This window comes from Variibacter gotjawalensis (genome assembly GCF_002355335.1).
GTDB lineage: Bacteria > Pseudomonadota > Alphaproteobacteria > Rhizobiales > Xanthobacteraceae > Variibacter > Variibacter gotjawalensis.
In genome coordinates this window covers 3,202,613-3,218,256 of record NZ_AP014946.1, presented here as the reverse complement: position 1 = coordinate 3,218,256, position 15,644 = coordinate 3,202,613, and the positions used below count along the sequence as shown (strand labels likewise).

Sequence of the window (15,644 nt, the reverse complement as noted above, 5' to 3'; positions counted from 1 at the left end):
GCGAGCGGACTTCAACTTGCCGGAAGAAGAGATCCAAAAGATGTCAATCTACACCGCAATCAGCCGCCTCGGCGCTCAGGCTTTCATCAGCAAGATCAAAGCACCCGATGATGAAGCGGCCGTTCGGCTTTGCGAGAAGCTGTTCGGCAAAGCCGGCGTGATCGAGCTCAACCACGATGGTCGGCTCGTTCGGACATTTCCGATTGCCGATAACGTAACGGCATTGCGGGCTTAGTTCAGGCTAGAAGGGTAGCCACGGCGACGCCGCCACGTAGGCGAAAGCTGCCGCGATCACGATCGCTGCCCATCCTGAGAACATCGCCGCCCCGACGCTGTTTTTTGCTGCGTCCATAAAACGCCGCGATGGATTCGGTTCCATCGTTCGGTGTTTTTTCGTTGGGTCGCCGGTCTTGCGAGGCCTCAGTTGCTGGGGTCTAGTTGCGCGGGGCGCCGCAAAGCGCAGTCGACCGGGACGATGACATTTGCATTCCTTCCAACCTGACGCGCAGGGGCCTCTCAAGGGCATCCGCGTTCTCGACCTATCCCGGCTCGTCGCCGGCAATATGCTGAGCCTGCAGCTTGCGGATTTCGGCGCCGAAGTCATCAAGATCGAAGACCCAAAGAAGGGCGATCCGCTGCGCGACTGGCGCGTCGAGGGGCTCAGCGTTCATTGGAAAGTCTACGCGCGCAACAAGAAAAGCGTGACGCTGAACCTGCGCGACGCGCAGGCGCGCGATCTGCTCATGCGGCTCGTCGATACGGCGCAAGTCTTCATCGAGAATTATCGGCCGGGCACCCTCGAGAAAATGGGTTTCGGGCCGAATGTGCTGCACGCCCGCAATCCGAAACTGATCATCGTCCGCGTGACCGGGTGGGGGCAGGATGGCCCTTACAAAGACCGCCCAGGTTTCGGCACGCTGGTCGAGGGTGTGTCGACCTTCGCGGCCAAGAACGGCTTCCCGGATCGGCCGCCGGTGCTGCCGCCGCTCGCGCTCGCCGATATGATCGCGGGACTTTACGGCACATCCGCTGTGCTCAATGCGCTGCGCTCGATCGAGGTCGGCGGCGGCAAAGGGCAGGTGATCGATCTGCCGCTGCTCGACCCGATCTATTCCCTCCTCGGCCCGGAAGCCGCGATCTATCAGCTGACCGGCGAAGTTAGGCCGCGCACCGGAAGCCGCTCCGCGACCGCCGGCCCACGCAATGTGTTCGAGACGAAGGATGGCCGCTTCATCGCGATCTCGGCCTCGATCCAAGGGATGGTCGAGCGGTTGTTCCGCGCCGTCGGGCGGCCCGACATGATCACCGACCCGCGATTCCGCACCAACGCCGACCGCGTGAAAAATGCCGAGGAAGCTGAAGCACCGATCCGCGAATTCATTCTGGAGCGGACGCTCGACGATGCGCTCGCGGTGTTCGAGCGCGCCGAGGTGACGGCGGCACCCGTTTACGACATCGATCAGTTCGTGGCCGATCCGCACGTGAAGGCGCGCGGGATCCTGATGGACTACCCCGATGAAGAGATGGGCTCGGTGCCGATGCATGCCGTGGTGCCGCGTCTCTCCGAGACACCCGGTGCGATCCGCCATGCAGCGCCGTCGCTTGGCGAGCATAACGCGGAATTGCTCGGCGAGCTTGGGCTCGACGCCGTTGCGGTCGAGGATTGCCGGAAGCGCGGAGTGATCTGATGAAAGCGAATTTGCCGGTGTGGCGCTCGCTCTTGTATGTGCCCGCCAACGTGAAGAAGTTTATCGACGGCGCGGCGAAGCGCGGCGCGGACGCGATCATTCTCGATCTCGAAGATGCGGTGCCAGCGGCTGAGCGTCCAGGCGCGCGGAAGGCTTTGCGTGAGACCGCGCAAACGGTCGCGGCGCAGGGCGCCGATATCGTCGTGCGCATCAATCGGCCGTGGCGGCAAGCCGTGCTCGATCTCGAAGCCGCCGTGTGGCCGGAGGTGCAGGCGCTGGCGCTGACGAAGATCGACAGCGCTGATCATGTAAGGCTGATCGATGAGGTTGTGACCGAACTCGAAGTCGAGCGCGGCATCGCGCCAGGCACGATTGTGTTCAGCGTGATGATCGAGACGGCGGCGGCTTGGTTCAAGATGGCGGAAATAGCGGCGTCTTCGCCGCGCAACGTCGCGATGGTTTTGGGCGGCGAAGATTTCGCACTCGATGTCGGGATGCTGCCGACGCCGGAGGCATATTTCCTACCGAAGCAGACGCTGGCGATTGCTGCACGCGCGTCCGGGATCATGCCGCTCGGCTTCATCGGCACGGTTGCGGACTACAAGGATCTCGATGGCTTCAAAGATACGGTGATCCGCTCGCGCGGGCTCGGGTTCATGGGCGCGTCGGTGGTCCATCCCGCGCAGATTCCGATCCTCAACGAACACTTCGGACCGAGCGCCGCAGAGGTCGTATCGGCCGAGAAGATCGTTGCGGCTTACGAGGCGGCGACGGCGGCGGGTCGCGGATCGATCGCCGTTGACGGCAAGATGATCGACGTGCCGGTGGTGATCCGCGCCGAAGCCTTGCTGGCGCGCCATCGTGCGATCCAGTCGCGCATTCAGCGCGCGCCGAAAGTCTGAGGAGTTTCCATGCCGCGCCGCTTCGTCGATATCTCGGTTGCGCTGAAAGCCGGCATCGCCAGCGATCCGCCCGACATGCTGCCGAAGATCGAGTATGTCGATCATGCGATGAGCGCTCCCGGCATGGCGGCGTATATGGGCATCGAGACATCCGAGTTGCCGGATGGCGGCGTCTACGCTGCGGTCGAGCGCGTCGCGATCTCGACACATAACGGCACGCACTTGGATGCGCCGTATCATTATTTCCCAACGATGAACCACGCGGTGAAGGAGGGCGGTGAGCCGGCGTGGCGGATTGACGAAGTGCCGCTCGAATGGTGCTTCAACCCGGCCGTAAAGCTCGACTTCCGGCACATGGAGGACGGCTACGTCGCGACACCCGGCGACATTGAGGCCGAACTCAAGCGCATCGGGCACTCGCTGAAGCCGCTCGAGATTGTCGTCGTCAACACGCGCGCGGCCGAGCGCTACGGGCACGACGACTACATCAACGCGGGCTGCGGGATCGGCAAAGCCGCGACGCTATGGATGCTGGAGCGCGGCGTGCGTCTCGTCGGCACCGACGGCTGGAGCTGGGACGCGCCGTTCTCGTTCACAAAAAAGCGCGTCAGCGATACCGGCAACACCTCGCTGATCTGGGAGGGCCATCGGGCCGGGCGCGAGATCGGCTACTCGCATCTCGAGAAGCTGACCAATCTCGACAAGCTGCCGGCTGACGGCTTCGAGATCGTGTGCTTCCCAGTGAAGGTGCATCGCGGCTCGGCCGGTTGGACGCGAGCGGTAGCGATTTTGCCGGAATAGCTATTCGTCGATGCGGGTCCAGCGATCGGGGTGCAGGCGTTCCTGCGGCTGGAAGCGGCGCTTGTAGTCCATCTTGCGCGAACCGGCCACCCAGTAGCCGAGATAGACGTACGGCAGCCCCATCGCCTTCGCGCGCTCGATGTGGTCGAGGATCATGAAGGTGCCGAGCGAGCGCGCGGCGTGTTCGGGCTCGTAGAAAGAATAGACCATCGATAGCCCGTCGCTCAGACGATCGGTCAGCGCAGCTGCGATCAATTCGCCTTCGCCGCGCCCGGTCACCGACGTGTCCATGCCGCGCACGCGGTATTCGATGAGCTGCGTGTTGACGTGGCTGTCCTCGACCATCATCGCGTAATCGAGCACGGTCATGTCCGCCATGCCGCCATCGCGGTGACGGCTATCGATGTAGGCGCGGAAGGCCGAGTACTGCTCGGAGGTCGGTGCGCTGGCCTTCGCCTCGCCGACGAGGTCGCGGTTGAGGTCGATGACGCGACGCTGGCTGCGGGTCGGCGTGAATTCGGCGGTCAGCACGCGGACAGACGTGCAGGCGCGACAGTTCTCGCAGGCGGGGCGATAGGCGATCGACTGGCTGCGACGGAAGCCGCCATGGGTGAGGAGGTCGTTGAGTTCGGCGGCCTTGTCGCCGACCAGATGGGTGAACACCTTCCGCTCTTCCTGACCCGGCAGATAGGGGCACGGCGATGGCGCCGTGAGATAGAACTGCGGGGTGTCACGGGAGTGTTGCGTCACGTCAGCGGCTTACTGCCTATTCGGGACTTGCAGAATGCTTCATCAGTGTGACGCGGAAGGCTCCAGTCGTCAAAGCCTTCGGTGAAATTGCGCGATGTCTCTAAATCAACATCGCGCGATAAGCCGTTGACCTAACGTCGGATTTAAGCGCGGACGGGCGGCGGGGTGATGACCGGGCGCCGCAGCGCCAGGGCGCGCTGCTCGTCGTTGACGACGATTGTGCCGAGCAGCATGTCGTGCAGGGTTCGTTTGCGCGGGTTGAGCAGCGCGACAAGCAAGATCGCTGGCGTCAGCACCGAGACGGAAATCCAGTAGAGCACCGCGTGGACGGCACCGAGCAGGAAGTAAACCGGGCCGCCGTACCACGTGCGCATTTCGAGATCCACCGAGCGCATGCCGAGCGTCGCCGACTTCGGGCCCGTATAGCAAAGCCCGTAGTAGAAAACGGCAATCACCGTGCTGATGGCGGGGAAGATGAGATACAGCGTCCAGCCGAGGCCGAGTGTGAGGAGGCCGAAGAAGAACAGCGCGACAAACGCGAGAACCGTCAAGAAGGCTACGATCACCACGTCGATCAGCCACGCAACCATACGGCGTGTTCGGACGCCTTCGAAGTATTCCGGTTGCGTAACCGGGTCGTAAACGTGCGGACGCGGGTCCGCCGAAACACCGATCTGCTGGTACTGCGTCTGGGACATGTTTTCCCCTCCAAACAAGCTCGCGGCGTCAAGTGGTGACTTAGGTCAGTGGCCGCAAGGGGTTAACCGAGGGCCGGCGTTCCTGGTTCCACGACTTGCCCGTAGCGCCCAATCTGCTACTTCGAGCGCCTAGAGGCACGGTTTTGTGCCCCGGAGCTATTATGAGCGTTTCTTTCAAGGATATTCAGGCGGCCCGTCAGGTTCTCGACGGACAGGTGCTGCGCACGCCGATGCTGCCGGCGCAGCGCTTATCGGCGCTGACCGGCGCGGAAGTGTTTGTCAAATACGAGAACCTGCAGCCAACCAACGCGTTCAAAGAGCGCGGCGCACTCAATAAGCTCTCGTCGCTGACGTCCGAACAAGCGAAGCTCGGTGTGATCGCGATGTCGGCCGGCAACCACGCGCAGGGCGTCGCCTATCACGCGAAGCGGCTGGGCATTCCGGCGATGATCGTAATGCCGGTGACGACGCCGCATGTGAAGGTGGAGTCGACGCGCGCGTTTGGCGCCAACGTTGTGCTCCACGGCGAGACGGTCGAGCAATCCTTTGCGCGGGCGAATGAGCTTGCAGCCGAGAAGAAACTCACCTTCGTGCATCCGTTCGACGACCCGCTCGTGATCGCCGGTCAGGGAACGATCGCGGTCGAGATGCTGGAGGATTGTCCGGAGCTCGATACGCTGATCGTGCCGGTCGGCGGCGGCGGTATGATCTCCGGCATGGCGATCGCGGCCAAGGCGATCAAGCCGGACATCGACATCGTCGGTGCGGAAGCCGAACTCTATCCGTCGTTTCACAATGCGCTGCGCGGTGGCAATCTGCCGATCGGCGGACCGACGCTCGCCGAGGGCATCGCGGTGAAGGACGCCGGCAAACTGACGCTGCCGATCGTGCGCGATCTCGTCTCCGAGATCATTCTGGTCGACGAGGTGCAGCTCGAGCGTGCCGTCAACGCTTTCCTGACCTTGCAAAAGACGATCGCGGAAGGCGCGGGTGCGGCAGGGCTTGCCGCCATGCTGGCGCGGCCGGAGCGCTTCCGCGGCAAGAAGGTCGGGCTCGTGCTGTGCGGCGGCAACATCGATCCGCGCTTGCTGGCGTCGGTCGTGTTGCGTGATCTCGAGCGCAGCGATCGCATCGTCGCATTCCGTTTCACGATCCCGGACCGGCCGGGCGTGCTCGGCCTCATCTCGACAACGCTCGGCGAGCTTGGCGCGAACGTGCTCGAGGTCGAGCACAAGCGGCGTCTGCTTGATGTGCCGGCGAAGGGCACGCGACTCGACATCACGGTCGAGGTGCGCGATCGCGCCCACGCCGAAATGGTGTTCGAGCGGCTCAATTCGCAGGGGCACATGAAAGTCGAGATGATCACCAGCGAGATGATCGACTGACGTAGCTGGTCTTTGTAGACCGGATGAAGCGAGGCGAAGCCGAGCAAAATCCGGGAGCGGAGTTTGCGTTAAATGCTCGTCCCGGATTTCGCGCCGTATGGCGCTTCATCCGGGCTACGGCGCACGTAATGTCGATCAGCGCTGCTTGAGCTTTTCGGCGACGCGTGCCGCGAAGTAGGTGAGGATGCCGTCGGCGCCCGCGCGCTTGAAGGCGAGCAGGCTCTCGAGCATCGCCTTTTCGCCGTCGAGCCAGCCGTTATTCGCGGCCGCCATGATCATCGCGTATTCGCCGGAGACTTGGTACGCGAAGGTCGGCACACCGAACGTGTCCTTAACGCGGCGCACGATGTCGAGATACGGCATGCCCGGCTTCACCATCACCATGTCGGCGCCCTCGGCGAGGTCGAGTTCGACTTCGCGGATCGCCTCGTCGGTGTTGGCCGGGTCCATCTGGTACGTGCGCTTGTCGCCCCTGAGCGTGCCTGACGAGCCGACTGCGTCGCGGAAAGGCCCGTAGAAGGCGGATGCGTATTTCGCCGCATAGGCCATGATCTGCACGCCGCCGTGGTCGGACTCATCGAGCGCTTTGCGGATCGCGCCGACGCGGCCGTCCATCATGTCGGACGGCGCGATGATGTCGCAGCCGGCTTCGGCCTGGACGAGCGTTTGCTTGACCAAGACTTCGACGGTCTCGTCGTTGAGGATCGTTTCGTCGCGCATCAGGCCGTCGTGGCCGTGGCTGGTGTAAGGATCGAGCGCGACATCGCACAGGATGCCGATCAGCGGGAATTCCTGCTTGATGGCGCGGACCGCGCGGCAGACCAGGTTTTCCGGATTGAGGGCTTCGCTGCCGTCGGCATCGCGCAGCGAGGGATTGGTGTAAGGGAATAGCGCGAGGCACGGAATATCGAGCTTCACGGCGCGCTCGGCTTCCCGGACGGCTTCGTCGACGGAGAGACGGTCGACGCCCGGCATCGAGGCAACCGGTGCGCGGCCTTTGGTGCCCTCGGCAACGAACAGCGGCCAGATGAGATCGTCTGTGGTCAGCACGTTCTCGCGGACGAGGCGGCGCGCCCATTCAGTTTGTCGGTTGCGCCGCGGGCGCGTCGTCAGGTCGAGCCGCGTCGGCTTCGTGGCTTCGGCTTCGACGGGAACGAAGCGCGTACGGTTCTCGATCGGGCGGCCGAATTTGATGGCCATGGCGGTCTCCGGCGAAATCCAGCGGGGCTAGCCAGCCGGGTGTCTCGTGATCTATGCGTCCTCTATATCGAAATTAGAACAGTCCGTCAGGGCGAGGATATGGATTTTCAGCTTACCGAGGAGCAGCAGGCCATTCAGGACATGGCGCGGGGCTTTTCCCGCGACGAAATGATGCCTCATGCGGCCGAATGGGACGAAAACTCGACGTTTCCGGTCGAAACGCTGCGCAAAGCCGCCGCGCTCGGCTTCGGCGGCATTTACGTTAAGGAAGATGTCGGCGGTTCGGCGCTGACGCGACTCGATGCGGCGCTGATCTTCGAGGAACTGGCGCAGGGCTGCACGTCGACCGCCGCCTATATCTCGATCCACAACATGGCAGCGTGGATGATCGACACTTACGGCAGCGACGATCTGCGCAACCGCTTCCTGCCGAAGCTTTGCACGATGGAGCATTTTGCCAGCTATTGCCTGACGGAACCGGGCGCCGGCTCCGACGCCGCGAGCCTCACGACGAAGGCGCGGCGCGACGGCGGCCACTATGTGCTCGATGGGTCAAAGGCGTTCATCTCGGGCGGCGGCGTGTCGGATGTTTACGTCTGCATGGTGCGGACCGGCGGGCCGGGACCGAAGGGCATCTCATGCCTGGTGGTCGAGAAGGGTACGCCTGGGCTCTCGTTCGGCGCGCAGGAGCGCAAGCTTGGCTGGAAGTCGCAGCCGACGTCGGCGGTGAACTTCGAAAATTGCCGAGTGCCGGTCGCGAACCTCGTCGGTGAGGAGGGGCAGGGCTTCTCGATCGCGATGGCGGGGCTCGATGGTGGGCGTTTGAACATCGGCGCGTGTTCGATCGGTGGGGCGCAATTCTGCCTCGACCGCACGATCGCGTACATGCGCGAACGCAAGCAGTTCGGCACACGCATCGCGGACTTCCAGGCGCTGCGCTTTCGTATCGCGGACTATGCGACGGAACTCGACGCTGCGCGTTTGATGCTGTGGCGTGCGGCTATCTCGGTGAACGACAAGATGCCCGGTGCGACGCGGCAAGCCGCGATGGCAAAGCGGCTCGCGACCGACGTCGGCTTCGACGCGGTGAATGGCTGCCTGCAGCTGCATGGCGGCTACGGCTATCTGAAGGATCATCCGATCGAGCGCGTGCTGCGCGATGTGCGTGTGCATCAGATTCTCGAAGGCACCAACGAGATTATGCGGATGATCGTTAGCCGCGATCTGATGGGGAACTGACCGCGCATGACGGACGCGGTCGAGCAGGCGAGTTGGGAGGCGATCACCGACACGCGGGATCACTTCCTGCCGATCCGCAAATCGGAATTGCTGGACGCATTGCTGGACGACAAGGAGCTGGTGCCGGCAGCCGACAAGACCGCGGTGATGCAGCTCAACCGGCTGCTCGGAGCGATCTTCCACTTCGAGTATTTCGCGCGGCTCGATGCGGTGCGCGATGCCTACTACGCGGTCGATCCGGAATACATCGGCGAGACGCAGATGGCGCCGGATGTGTTCGAGCGAAACTATCGGCAATTCACCGACGCGTTCATTTCGCTGCTCACCGGCGCGAATTTCGTCCAGATATCACAGGAAGAGATCGGCAAGTCTTATCACACGCAATCGGCCGTGAAGTTCGAGGTCGATACGCCGGTTGAGGACTTTTACGAGTTTCGCTTTTTCCGTCGCGGGCAGCGTTTGGAGACGCTCGAGCGCCGCTCCTGGTATGGCTTGCGCAAGCGCGAAGTCGATATTGACGTCTACGACAACGTCGTTCTGCTCGCGGCGATCAAGCCCTACGGTTCGCTTGACTCCGACAAGCAGCGCGAGCGGCTTGAGCGGCTCAACATGGTGCCGGGTTCGGTCATCATCAAATGCTTCCGCAATATCGCGAGCGCGGACATCAACATCCTGCTGCCGAATGCGCGCATCACGATGACGTGGCTCGATCGCATCATTCTCGGCGTGCCGGCGCTGGTCGGCGGCGTGCCGATCGTCTTGAAGCTGGTGTCGTCGCTCACGGTGCTGTTTGTTGTGATCGGGTTTTATCTCGGGCTCATCGCCAGCGTCGGCGATGAGGACGTAAAGACCGCGCTCGCGGCGCTCGGCGCGCTGGTCGGGCTGGGCGGATTCTTCATTCGGCAATGGGTGCGCTACGAGCGCCAGTCTTTGCGGTACCTCAAGCAGATCACCGAGAACTTCTTCTTCCGCAGCATCAATCACAATGCGGGATTCTTCGATTACATCCTGGGCGCGGCCGAGGATCAGGACCACAAGGAAGCGCTGGTGACGTATCTCGTCGCGCGCTGCCATCCAGGTATCCGCGCTGACGATCTGAAGGTCGAGATCGAGAATTGGGTCAAGGAGCGCTTCCCGGTCGTGGTGAAATTCGAGGTCGCGGATGCGCTGAGCAAGCTGCAGCGGCTCGGTCTCGCGCGCGTTGATCAAGGCCGCATCACATGCGTCCACTTGAACGACGCCGCGAGCCGTCTCGCCACCGTATGGCACCGTTTCTTTCCGGCCGGGGCTCCGGCAGCGATCGACGGCGTCTAGGTTGACGCGGCGCCATGGAGCCTGCACACCCTGACGTCGATATCAGCGCAAACAGGACGAAATGCCGGAAAACGCGGAGATTCTGTTCGAAAAACGGGGCGAAGCGGGTGTCGTAACGCTCAACCGCCCGCAGGCGTTGAATGCCGTGACGCTCTCAATGGTTCATGCGCTGACCAATGCGCTCCAATCGTGGGTCAATGATGCGTCAGTGACGCGCGTCATTGTCAAAGCGGAAGGCGGAAAAGCGTTCTCGGCGGGCGGCGATATTCGCGCGTTGTGGGAAAGCGGCAAGGCCGGACGTTTCGACGAAATGCTGACCTTCTGGCGCGACGAATACGCGCTGAATTCCTACATAAAACATTACCCTAAGCCGTATGTCTCGTTGATCGACGGGATCGTGATGGGCGGCGGCGTTGGGGTTTCGGTGCACGGTTCGCATCGTGTTGCGGGCGATCGATATTTGTTTGCGATGCCCGAAGTAGGAATCGGCTTCTTCCCCGATGTTGGTGCGACATTTTTCCTGCCGCGAATGCCAGGAGAGACGGGGACTTATTGCGGACTGACCGGCGATCGCGTCAAGACAGCGGATGCGGTCGCAACCGGCCTCGCGACGCATCACGTTCCGTCGTCGCGTTGGATCGATCTCTTCGACGCATTGTGCGGGAGCGACGATGTCAACACGACGCTGGCGCGCTTCGCGCAAACGGCAGACGGTGCGGGACCTGTCGTCACGCAGCGCAAGACGATCGACACTTGCTTCGCGAAGGATAGCGTTGAAGAGATTTTTGACTCGCTCGACGCAGACGGAAGCGAGTTTGCTCTGGCGACTGCGAAAGGCATTCGAGCAAAATCGCCGACTGCTTTGAAGATAGCGCTGCGGCAGGTGCGTGACGGCGCGGGCGCGTCGCTCAATGAGTGTCTGAACATCGAGTATCGCATCGTGAGCCGCCTCATCCATCAAAACGATTTTTACGAAGGCGTGCGCGCCGCGATCATCGACAAAGATCAAATGCCGGTGTGGGTACCGGAAACGCTCGACAGCGTCGGCGATGTCGGCGCATTCTTCGCGTCGCTCGGCGACAAGGAGCTCGGCCTGCCATGAGCGACCCGTTTCGCGCGATCGACGAAAGCACAGCCGGCGTTACACCGAATGTCTGGGCGCAGTGGCTGATCTACTATGTGCGCGCCCTCGCTATCATCTCGCTGATCAAGGGCGTGTTCCATTGGGCGCAAGTTTGCGGCATCGGCGATAAGACCGGCTATGCCTTCGACGCAGCGCCGGTCGCTTGGAAGGCCGCTACGATCTTCTTCGCCGTCATCGATCTCGTCGCAGCAATCGGCTTGTGGCTCGCGGCCGCCTGGGGCGGCGTTGTCTGGCTCACGGCGGCCTTGTCAATGACGGCGGTCGAGGTTCTGTTTCCGGATGTGTTCGGCGGCAGCTTCGTCGTGATCCTGATGGAGTGCCTCGCTATCGCGGGATATCTCGGGCTTGCGCTGATGGCCTCGCGCGAGACTGCGGAATAAAACAATAAACGTTGGAGGAAGCGTAATGGCGAAGATCGGATTCATCGGGCTCGGCAACATGGGCCTGCCGATGGCACTCAACTTGATCAAGGCGGGCCACGAGGTCGTCGGCTTCGATCTGAGCAAGGACGCGCTGGAAAAGCTCGGCGCTGCCGGCGGCAAGAGCGCGGCGAGCACGACGGCAGCATGCGAGGGCTGCGAAGTCATCGTCACGATGCTGCCGGCCGGGCAACATGTGCGCGGTGTCTATACGGGCGCGAACGGCATCATCGCGAATGCAAAAGGCAATCCACTGCTGATCGATTGTTCGACGATCGATGTCGACAGCGCACGCGCCGTGACGGCTGCGGCGAAAGAAAAAGGCCTCGACATGGTCGATGCGCCGGTGTCCGGCGGCGTGGGCGGTGCGCAAGGCGCGACGCTTACGTTCATGGTCGGCGGCGAGGACAAAGCATTCGCGCGCGCTAAGCCGTATCTCGAGCAGATGGGTAAGACGATCGTGCATGCCGGCGGCGCCGGCAACGGACAGGCCGCGAAGATCTGCAACAACATGATCCTCGGCATATCGATGCTCGCGGTGTCGGAAGGCTTCGTGCTCGCCGAGAAGCTCGGGCTCGATGCGCAGAAGCTGTTCGACATCGCGTCGAAGTCGTCCGGTTCGTGCTGGGCGATGGTGAACTATTGCCCGGTGCCCGGCCCCGTGCCGACATCGCCAGCCAATCGCGACTACGCACCGGGCTTTACGGGCGCGATGATGCTCAAGGACATGAAGCTTTCGCAGGACGCGGCGAAGTCGGCCGGCGCCAAAACCGAGATCGGTGCGCATGCGGCCGAGCTCTACGAGAAGTATGCGGACAGCGGCAATGCGGCGCGTGATTTCTCCGGCATCGTCCAGCAAATCCGCCAAGCGAAGTGATCAGAAGTGCGAGCACGGCGCCCAAGTCGTGCTCGCATACCGTGTCGCGTTTTGGTGCAATTTCGTGAAGTGAATCGTTGGTAAATCCGATTGTGTTCTAAGTAGTTAGAGATGATTCACTATCGCGGATAAATACAATCTTTATCGTAGAATTTAAGCCGATCTTAGATCGCATGCCTTAAGTTGATTGTCAGAACGGGGAAGCAGGGCCCCGCAGTAAATACAATAGACAGAAGGGCGTGATCTATGAAACCCGTTGCCGCAAAGCCGATTGAACCGGTCGAACGTCAGAACCGGTACGACCACATCCAGCCGCTGTATCTTGAAGCTTTGACGCTGGTTGAGCGTCTGCATCGCCGGCTCCTCGACGTCATCAAGGACGAATTCGATCGCCGCGGTCGCAACGACATGAACGCGGTCCAGGCGCTGTTGCTGTTCAATATCGGCGACAAGGAACTCACCGCCGGCGAACTCCGCACCCGCGGTTATTACCTCGGTTCAAACGTCTCTTATAACTTGAAGAAGCTCGTGGAGATGGGCTTCCTCGATCACCAGCGCTCGCGCGTCGATCGCCGTTCGGTTCGCATCAAGCTGACCGAAAAGGGCCGTGAAGTGCGCGATACGGTCGATCAGCTCTACAAAAAGCACGTCCGTACGGTCGAGCAGGTCGGCGGCATTTCGGCTGAAGAATTTGCGACCCTGAACAAGTCGCTGCAGCGCCTCGAGCGCTTCTGGACCGACCAGATCCTTTATCGTCTCTGAGACGGATGGCCCTGCGAGGCTCTTCGGAAAGGCGCTCTTCGGAGCGCTTTTTTCGTTTGGTTGTGAGCCAGAACATAAAATTGCCGCCGCTTGTTTTTAGCGAGACTTGGCATCGGGGTTAATGTTTTTGGGCATTCGGGCACCGGCGTATGGTTTACAAGTCGTTGCGCCAGTTTCGGCTGTGCGCTGCGGGATAGTGCGGCAGCGGGCGGTTATATGACACTTATCGGCAAACACACCCGGCGCGGGTTTTTAGGCGCTGCCGGTATATTTGGTGCCGCCGCGCTAGCGACAAAGGCGCGCGCGCAGGAAACTTTGCTCGATCAGCTCATGGAACAGAACCAGCGCGGACAAGATGGCGGCGGCTTCGACTCTGCCTCGCGAACAGTTCGCATGCCGAAGTCGACGCTGCCGACGTTATCGCCCGCGACGGTCGAGACAACCGAGCAGGCGATCCCGAGCTATGAGGCGATCGTCGCGCGCGGCGGTTGGCCCGCGATCCCAAAAGAGCCGCTGCGTGTCGGGCGTAAGAGCGCAGGCGTCGTCGCGTTGCGCCAGCGGCTGACGGCGGGCAGCGATCTCGACCCGAATGCCGGGCAGGGCGACATCTATGATACCTACGTCGAGCAGGCCGTGCGGCGCTTCCAGGCGCGTCACGGGTTGACCGTCGATGGTCGCGTCAATGAAGCGACGCTGGCGGCGATGAATGTGCCAGCGCAGGCGCGGCTCAATCAGCTCAAGACCAATCTTCCGCGATTGCGCGCGATGGGATCGTCGCTGCCGCCGCGTTTCGTGATGTGCAATCTGCCGGCTGCCCAGATCGAGACGATCGAGAACGGCGTCGTCGTCACGCGTCACACCGCGATCGTCGGGAAGCCGGATCGGGCGTCGCCGGATATCAACAGCCGTATCGTCGAGGTCAACTTCAACCCGTTCTGGACCGTGCCGGTCTCGATCGTGCGGAAAGACTTGATCCCGAAAATGCAGGCCGAGCCGGACTATTTGGTGAAGCAACGCATCCGCGTTTACGACCCCAAGGGCGTCGAAGTCCCGCCGGGCCAGATCAACTGGTACTCGCAGGAAGCCGTGAACTATCGCTTCCGGCAGGATCCGGGTGACTTCAATTCGATGGGCTCGATCCGGATCAACTTCCCGAGCCCGCACGGCGTCTACATGCACGATACGCCGTCGAAGAATCTCTTCGGCGACGATTTCCGCTTTCACTCGTCGGGCTGCGTACGCGTGCAGAACGTGCGCGACTTCGTCACGTGGCTTCTTGCCGAAACGCCGAATTGGTCGCGTCCTGAAGTCGATCAGGCGATCAAGAGCGGCGAGCGGAAGGATGCGCGCATGATCAAGCCCGTTCCGCTGCACTGGGTGTATGTGACGGCATGGGCGACGCCGGACGGCGTCGTGCAGTTTCGCGATGATATCTACAATCGCGATGGCTTGGGGCAGGTCGCGCAGCGCGGTTGATCGGCATCGTTGATTTAAAAGAAAAGGCCCGGTTTCCCGGGCCTTTTTTGTTGTGGATCCGATCACTGCGGCTGCGGGATCGGCTCGTTCTGCGGATAACCGCCCTGCGGCGGCGGATAGCCACCTTGTGGAGCGCCTTGCGGAGGATATCCGCCCTGAGGCTGCGGCGATTGCTCCGGCGGCTCGGTCTCGCAGCGCTCGACGCAGCGGAGCCAAGCGCGGCCGTTGTCGTCGACGAACTTGCGGTAGGACATGTAGCAGCCGTTCTGCGTCCAGCCACCGCAGCTGTAGCAAACCGGGCGCGGGGCCGGGGACGCTGCTGGGTACGAGGGCGCTGCCGGATAGGACGGCGTCACCGGATATGCCGGAGCGACAGGTGCAACATAGCCTGGCGTGTAGGTCGTGCCCCAGCTGTAGCTGCGGCGATGGAAGCCGCGGCTGCCGTAGCGGTAGTGATTGCCGGCGCTGCCATATCGGTAATGACCGCCCGTAGTGCCACGGCTACCGTATCGATAGTGCCCGCCCGTTGTGCCTCGGCTACCATAGCGGTAGTGGCCGCCTGTCGGGCCCCGGCTGCCGTACCGATAATGGCCGCCTGTAGTCGTCCCTCGGCTGCCGTAACGGGCGTGACCGCCCGTGGTGGTGCCACGGCTGCCGTAGCGCGCGTGACCGCCGCCGGTCGGACGACCGCCTGATGGCCGGCCGCCGTAAGACGGGCGGAAATTCGGACGACCCCCACCGAAGTTCGGGCGCCCGCCACCGCGAAACCCACCGCCACGGAAGCTGCCGCCACCTCGGAAACTGCCCCCGCCGCGCCGATTTTGCGCCGATACGGCTAGATTATCTTGGTTCGCAATCTCGTTATTATTGCTGCTTGCTGCTGCGACTCCTGTGTCCAGCAGGCCGGCGGCCAGCAAAACCGCCGCGCCGAATATTTTCCACGACATACGCCAGTATCCCCTTCCAGTCTTCTTGATTGTGAGGTCTGC

Annotated in this window: 16 protein-coding genes; 12 read left to right on the top strand and 4 right to left on the bottom strand. The window is 62.3% G+C overall.

The annotated features are described in order from the left end of the window. Positions 1–16: 16 nt before the first annotated feature. The 4 genes from GJW30_RS15640 to GJW30_RS15625 all read left to right on the top strand — a co-directional run bounded on the left by GJW30_RS15640 (position 17) and on the right by GJW30_RS15625 (position 3,391). The gene (locus GJW30_RS15640) at positions 17–235 is read left to right on the top strand and encodes a hypothetical protein (RefSeq protein WP_130364515.1); all 219 of its coding nucleotides are present in this window, start codon (positions 17–19) and stop codon (positions 233–235) included. A 247-nt stretch (positions 236–482) separates the two neighbouring features. Next, on the top strand, positions 483–1,688 hold the full coding sequence (locus GJW30_RS15635) for a CaiB/BaiF CoA transferase family protein (RefSeq protein WP_096356935.1): 1,206 nt from the start codon (positions 483–485) through the stop codon (positions 1,686–1,688). Further along, positions 1,688–2,590, top strand: coding sequence for an HpcH/HpaI aldolase/citrate lyase family protein (locus GJW30_RS15630; RefSeq protein WP_096356933.1), 903 nt, complete (start codon positions 1,688–1,690; stop codon positions 2,588–2,590). The genes GJW30_RS15635 and GJW30_RS15630 overlap by 1 nt, the downstream gene beginning before the upstream one ends. Positions 2,591–2,599: 9 nt before the next feature. Next, positions 2,600–3,391, top strand: coding sequence for a cyclase family protein (locus tag GJW30_RS15625; RefSeq protein WP_096356931.1), 792 nt, complete (start codon positions 2,600–2,602; stop codon positions 3,389–3,391). Here the strand turns inward: GJW30_RS15625 and GJW30_RS15620 are convergent, their stop codons facing one another. Both GJW30_RS15620 and GJW30_RS15615 read right to left on the bottom strand, forming a co-directional pair. Continuing rightward, a complete protein-coding gene (locus GJW30_RS15620) occupies positions 3,392–4,141 on the bottom strand; it encodes an arginyltransferase (RefSeq protein ID WP_096356928.1) in 750 nt (249 codons plus the stop codon). It lies immediately after the preceding gene. A gap of 143 nt (positions 4,142–4,284) precedes the next feature. Then, entirely contained in the window at positions 4,285–4,839 is a 555-nt protein-coding gene (locus GJW30_RS15615) for an RDD family protein (protein WP_096356925.1), read from the bottom strand. 161 nt (positions 4,840–5,000) lie between these two features. On the opposite strand from GJW30_RS15615, the gene GJW30_RS15610 reads away from it, so the two are divergent. After that, a complete protein-coding gene (locus GJW30_RS15610; RefSeq protein WP_096356923.1) occupies positions 5,001–6,224 on the top strand; it encodes a threonine ammonia-lyase in 1,224 nt (407 codons plus the stop codon). 135 nt (positions 6,225–6,359) lie between these two features. Here GJW30_RS15610 and hemB read toward each other — a convergent pair whose 3' ends face one another. Further along, a complete protein-coding gene (gene hemB, locus GJW30_RS15605) occupies positions 6,360–7,424 on the bottom strand; it encodes a porphobilinogen synthase (RefSeq protein ID WP_096356921.1) in 1,065 nt (354 codons plus the stop codon). A gap of 99 nt (positions 7,425–7,523) precedes the next feature. Here hemB and GJW30_RS15600 point away from each other — a divergent pair, with 99 nt between their 5' ends. The 7 genes from GJW30_RS15600 to GJW30_RS15570 all read left to right on the top strand — a co-directional run bounded on the left by GJW30_RS15600 (position 7,524) and on the right by GJW30_RS15570 (position 14,655). Further along, positions 7,524–8,663 (top strand): acyl-CoA dehydrogenase family protein, encoded by a 1,140-nt coding sequence (locus GJW30_RS15600; RefSeq protein ID WP_096356919.1) that lies wholly within the window; start codon positions 7,524–7,526, stop codon positions 8,661–8,663. Between the two features lie 6 nt (positions 8,664–8,669). Further along, positions 8,670–9,977 carry a TMEM143 family protein gene (locus GJW30_RS15595; protein ID WP_096356916.1) on the top strand — a complete coding sequence of 436 codons (1,308 nt, stop codon included), beginning with the start codon at positions 8,670–8,672 and terminating at the stop codon, positions 9,975–9,977. A gap of 61 nt (positions 9,978–10,038) precedes the next feature. Then, on the top strand, positions 10,039–11,079 hold the full coding sequence (locus GJW30_RS15590) for an enoyl-CoA hydratase/isomerase family protein (RefSeq protein ID WP_096356914.1): 1,041 nt from the start codon (positions 10,039–10,041) through the stop codon (positions 11,077–11,079). Beyond that, entirely contained in the window at positions 11,076–11,501 is a 426-nt protein-coding gene (locus GJW30_RS15585) for a DUF6163 family protein (protein ID WP_096356912.1), read from the top strand. Before GJW30_RS15590 ends, GJW30_RS15585 begins: the two co-directional genes overlap by 4 nt. Before the next feature lie 25 nt (positions 11,502–11,526). Then, a complete protein-coding gene (mmsB, locus tag GJW30_RS15580) occupies positions 11,527–12,417 on the top strand; it encodes a 3-hydroxyisobutyrate dehydrogenase (RefSeq protein ID WP_096356910.1) in 891 nt (296 codons plus the stop codon). Positions 12,418–12,663: 246 nt separating this feature from the next. Beyond that, complete coding sequence (ldtR, locus tag GJW30_RS15575; RefSeq protein ID WP_096356908.1) at positions 12,664–13,179, top strand: transcriptional regulator LdtR; 516 nt, start codon at positions 12,664–12,666, stop codon at positions 13,177–13,179. Positions 13,180–13,572: 393 nt separating this feature from the next. After that, the gene (locus GJW30_RS15570; RefSeq protein WP_245408529.1) at positions 13,573–14,655 is read left to right on the top strand and encodes a L,D-transpeptidase family protein; all 1,083 of its coding nucleotides are present in this window, start codon (positions 13,573–13,575) and stop codon (positions 14,653–14,655) included. Between the two features lie 62 nt (positions 14,656–14,717). Here the strand turns inward: GJW30_RS15570 and GJW30_RS22725 are convergent, their stop codons facing one another. Next, on the bottom strand, positions 14,718–15,602 hold the full coding sequence (locus GJW30_RS22725; RefSeq protein ID WP_130364513.1) for a hypothetical protein: 885 nt from the start codon (positions 15,600–15,602) through the stop codon (positions 14,718–14,720). Between the last annotated feature and the right edge of the window lie 42 nt (positions 15,603–15,644).

Excerpts from the sequence above, each read along its gene's own strand:
- GJW30_RS15630 (WP_096356933.1), top strand. The coding sequence starts at position 1,688 with ATGAAAGCGAATTTGCCGGTGTGGCGCTCGCTCTTGTATGTGCCCGCC.
- GJW30_RS15625 (WP_096356931.1), top strand. The coding sequence starts at position 2,600 with ATGCCGCGCCGCTTCGTCGATATCTCGGTTGCGCTGAAAGCCGGCATC.
- GJW30_RS15615 (WP_096356925.1), bottom strand. The coding sequence starts at position 4,839 with ATGTCCCAGACGCAGTACCAGCAGATCGGTGTTTCGGCGGACCCGCGT.
- GJW30_RS15610 (WP_096356923.1), top strand. The coding sequence starts at position 5,001 with ATGAGCGTTTCTTTCAAGGATATTCAGGCGGCCCGTCAGGTTCTCGAC.
- hemB (WP_096356921.1), bottom strand. The coding sequence starts at position 7,424 with ATGGCCATCAAATTCGGCCGCCCGATCGAGAACCGTACGCGCTTCGTT.
- GJW30_RS15600 (WP_096356919.1), top strand. The coding sequence starts at position 7,524 with ATGGATTTTCAGCTTACCGAGGAGCAGCAGGCCATTCAGGACATGGCG.
- GJW30_RS15595 (WP_096356916.1), top strand. The coding sequence starts at position 8,670 with ATGACGGACGCGGTCGAGCAGGCGAGTTGGGAGGCGATCACCGACACG.
- GJW30_RS15590 (WP_096356914.1), top strand. The coding sequence starts at position 10,039 with ATGCCGGAAAACGCGGAGATTCTGTTCGAAAAACGGGGCGAAGCGGGT.
- GJW30_RS15585 (WP_096356912.1), top strand. The coding sequence starts at position 11,076 with ATGAGCGACCCGTTTCGCGCGATCGACGAAAGCACAGCCGGCGTTACA.
- mmsB (WP_096356910.1), top strand. The coding sequence starts at position 11,527 with ATGGCGAAGATCGGATTCATCGGGCTCGGCAACATGGGCCTGCCGATG.
- ldtR (WP_096356908.1), top strand. The coding sequence starts at position 12,664 with ATGAAACCCGTTGCCGCAAAGCCGATTGAACCGGTCGAACGTCAGAAC.
- GJW30_RS15570 (WP_245408529.1), top strand. The coding sequence starts at position 13,573 with ATGCCGAAGTCGACGCTGCCGACGTTATCGCCCGCGACGGTCGAGACA.
- GJW30_RS22725 (WP_130364513.1), bottom strand. The coding sequence starts at position 15,602 with ATGTCGTGGAAAATATTCGGCGCGGCGGTTTTGCTGGCCGCCGGCCTG.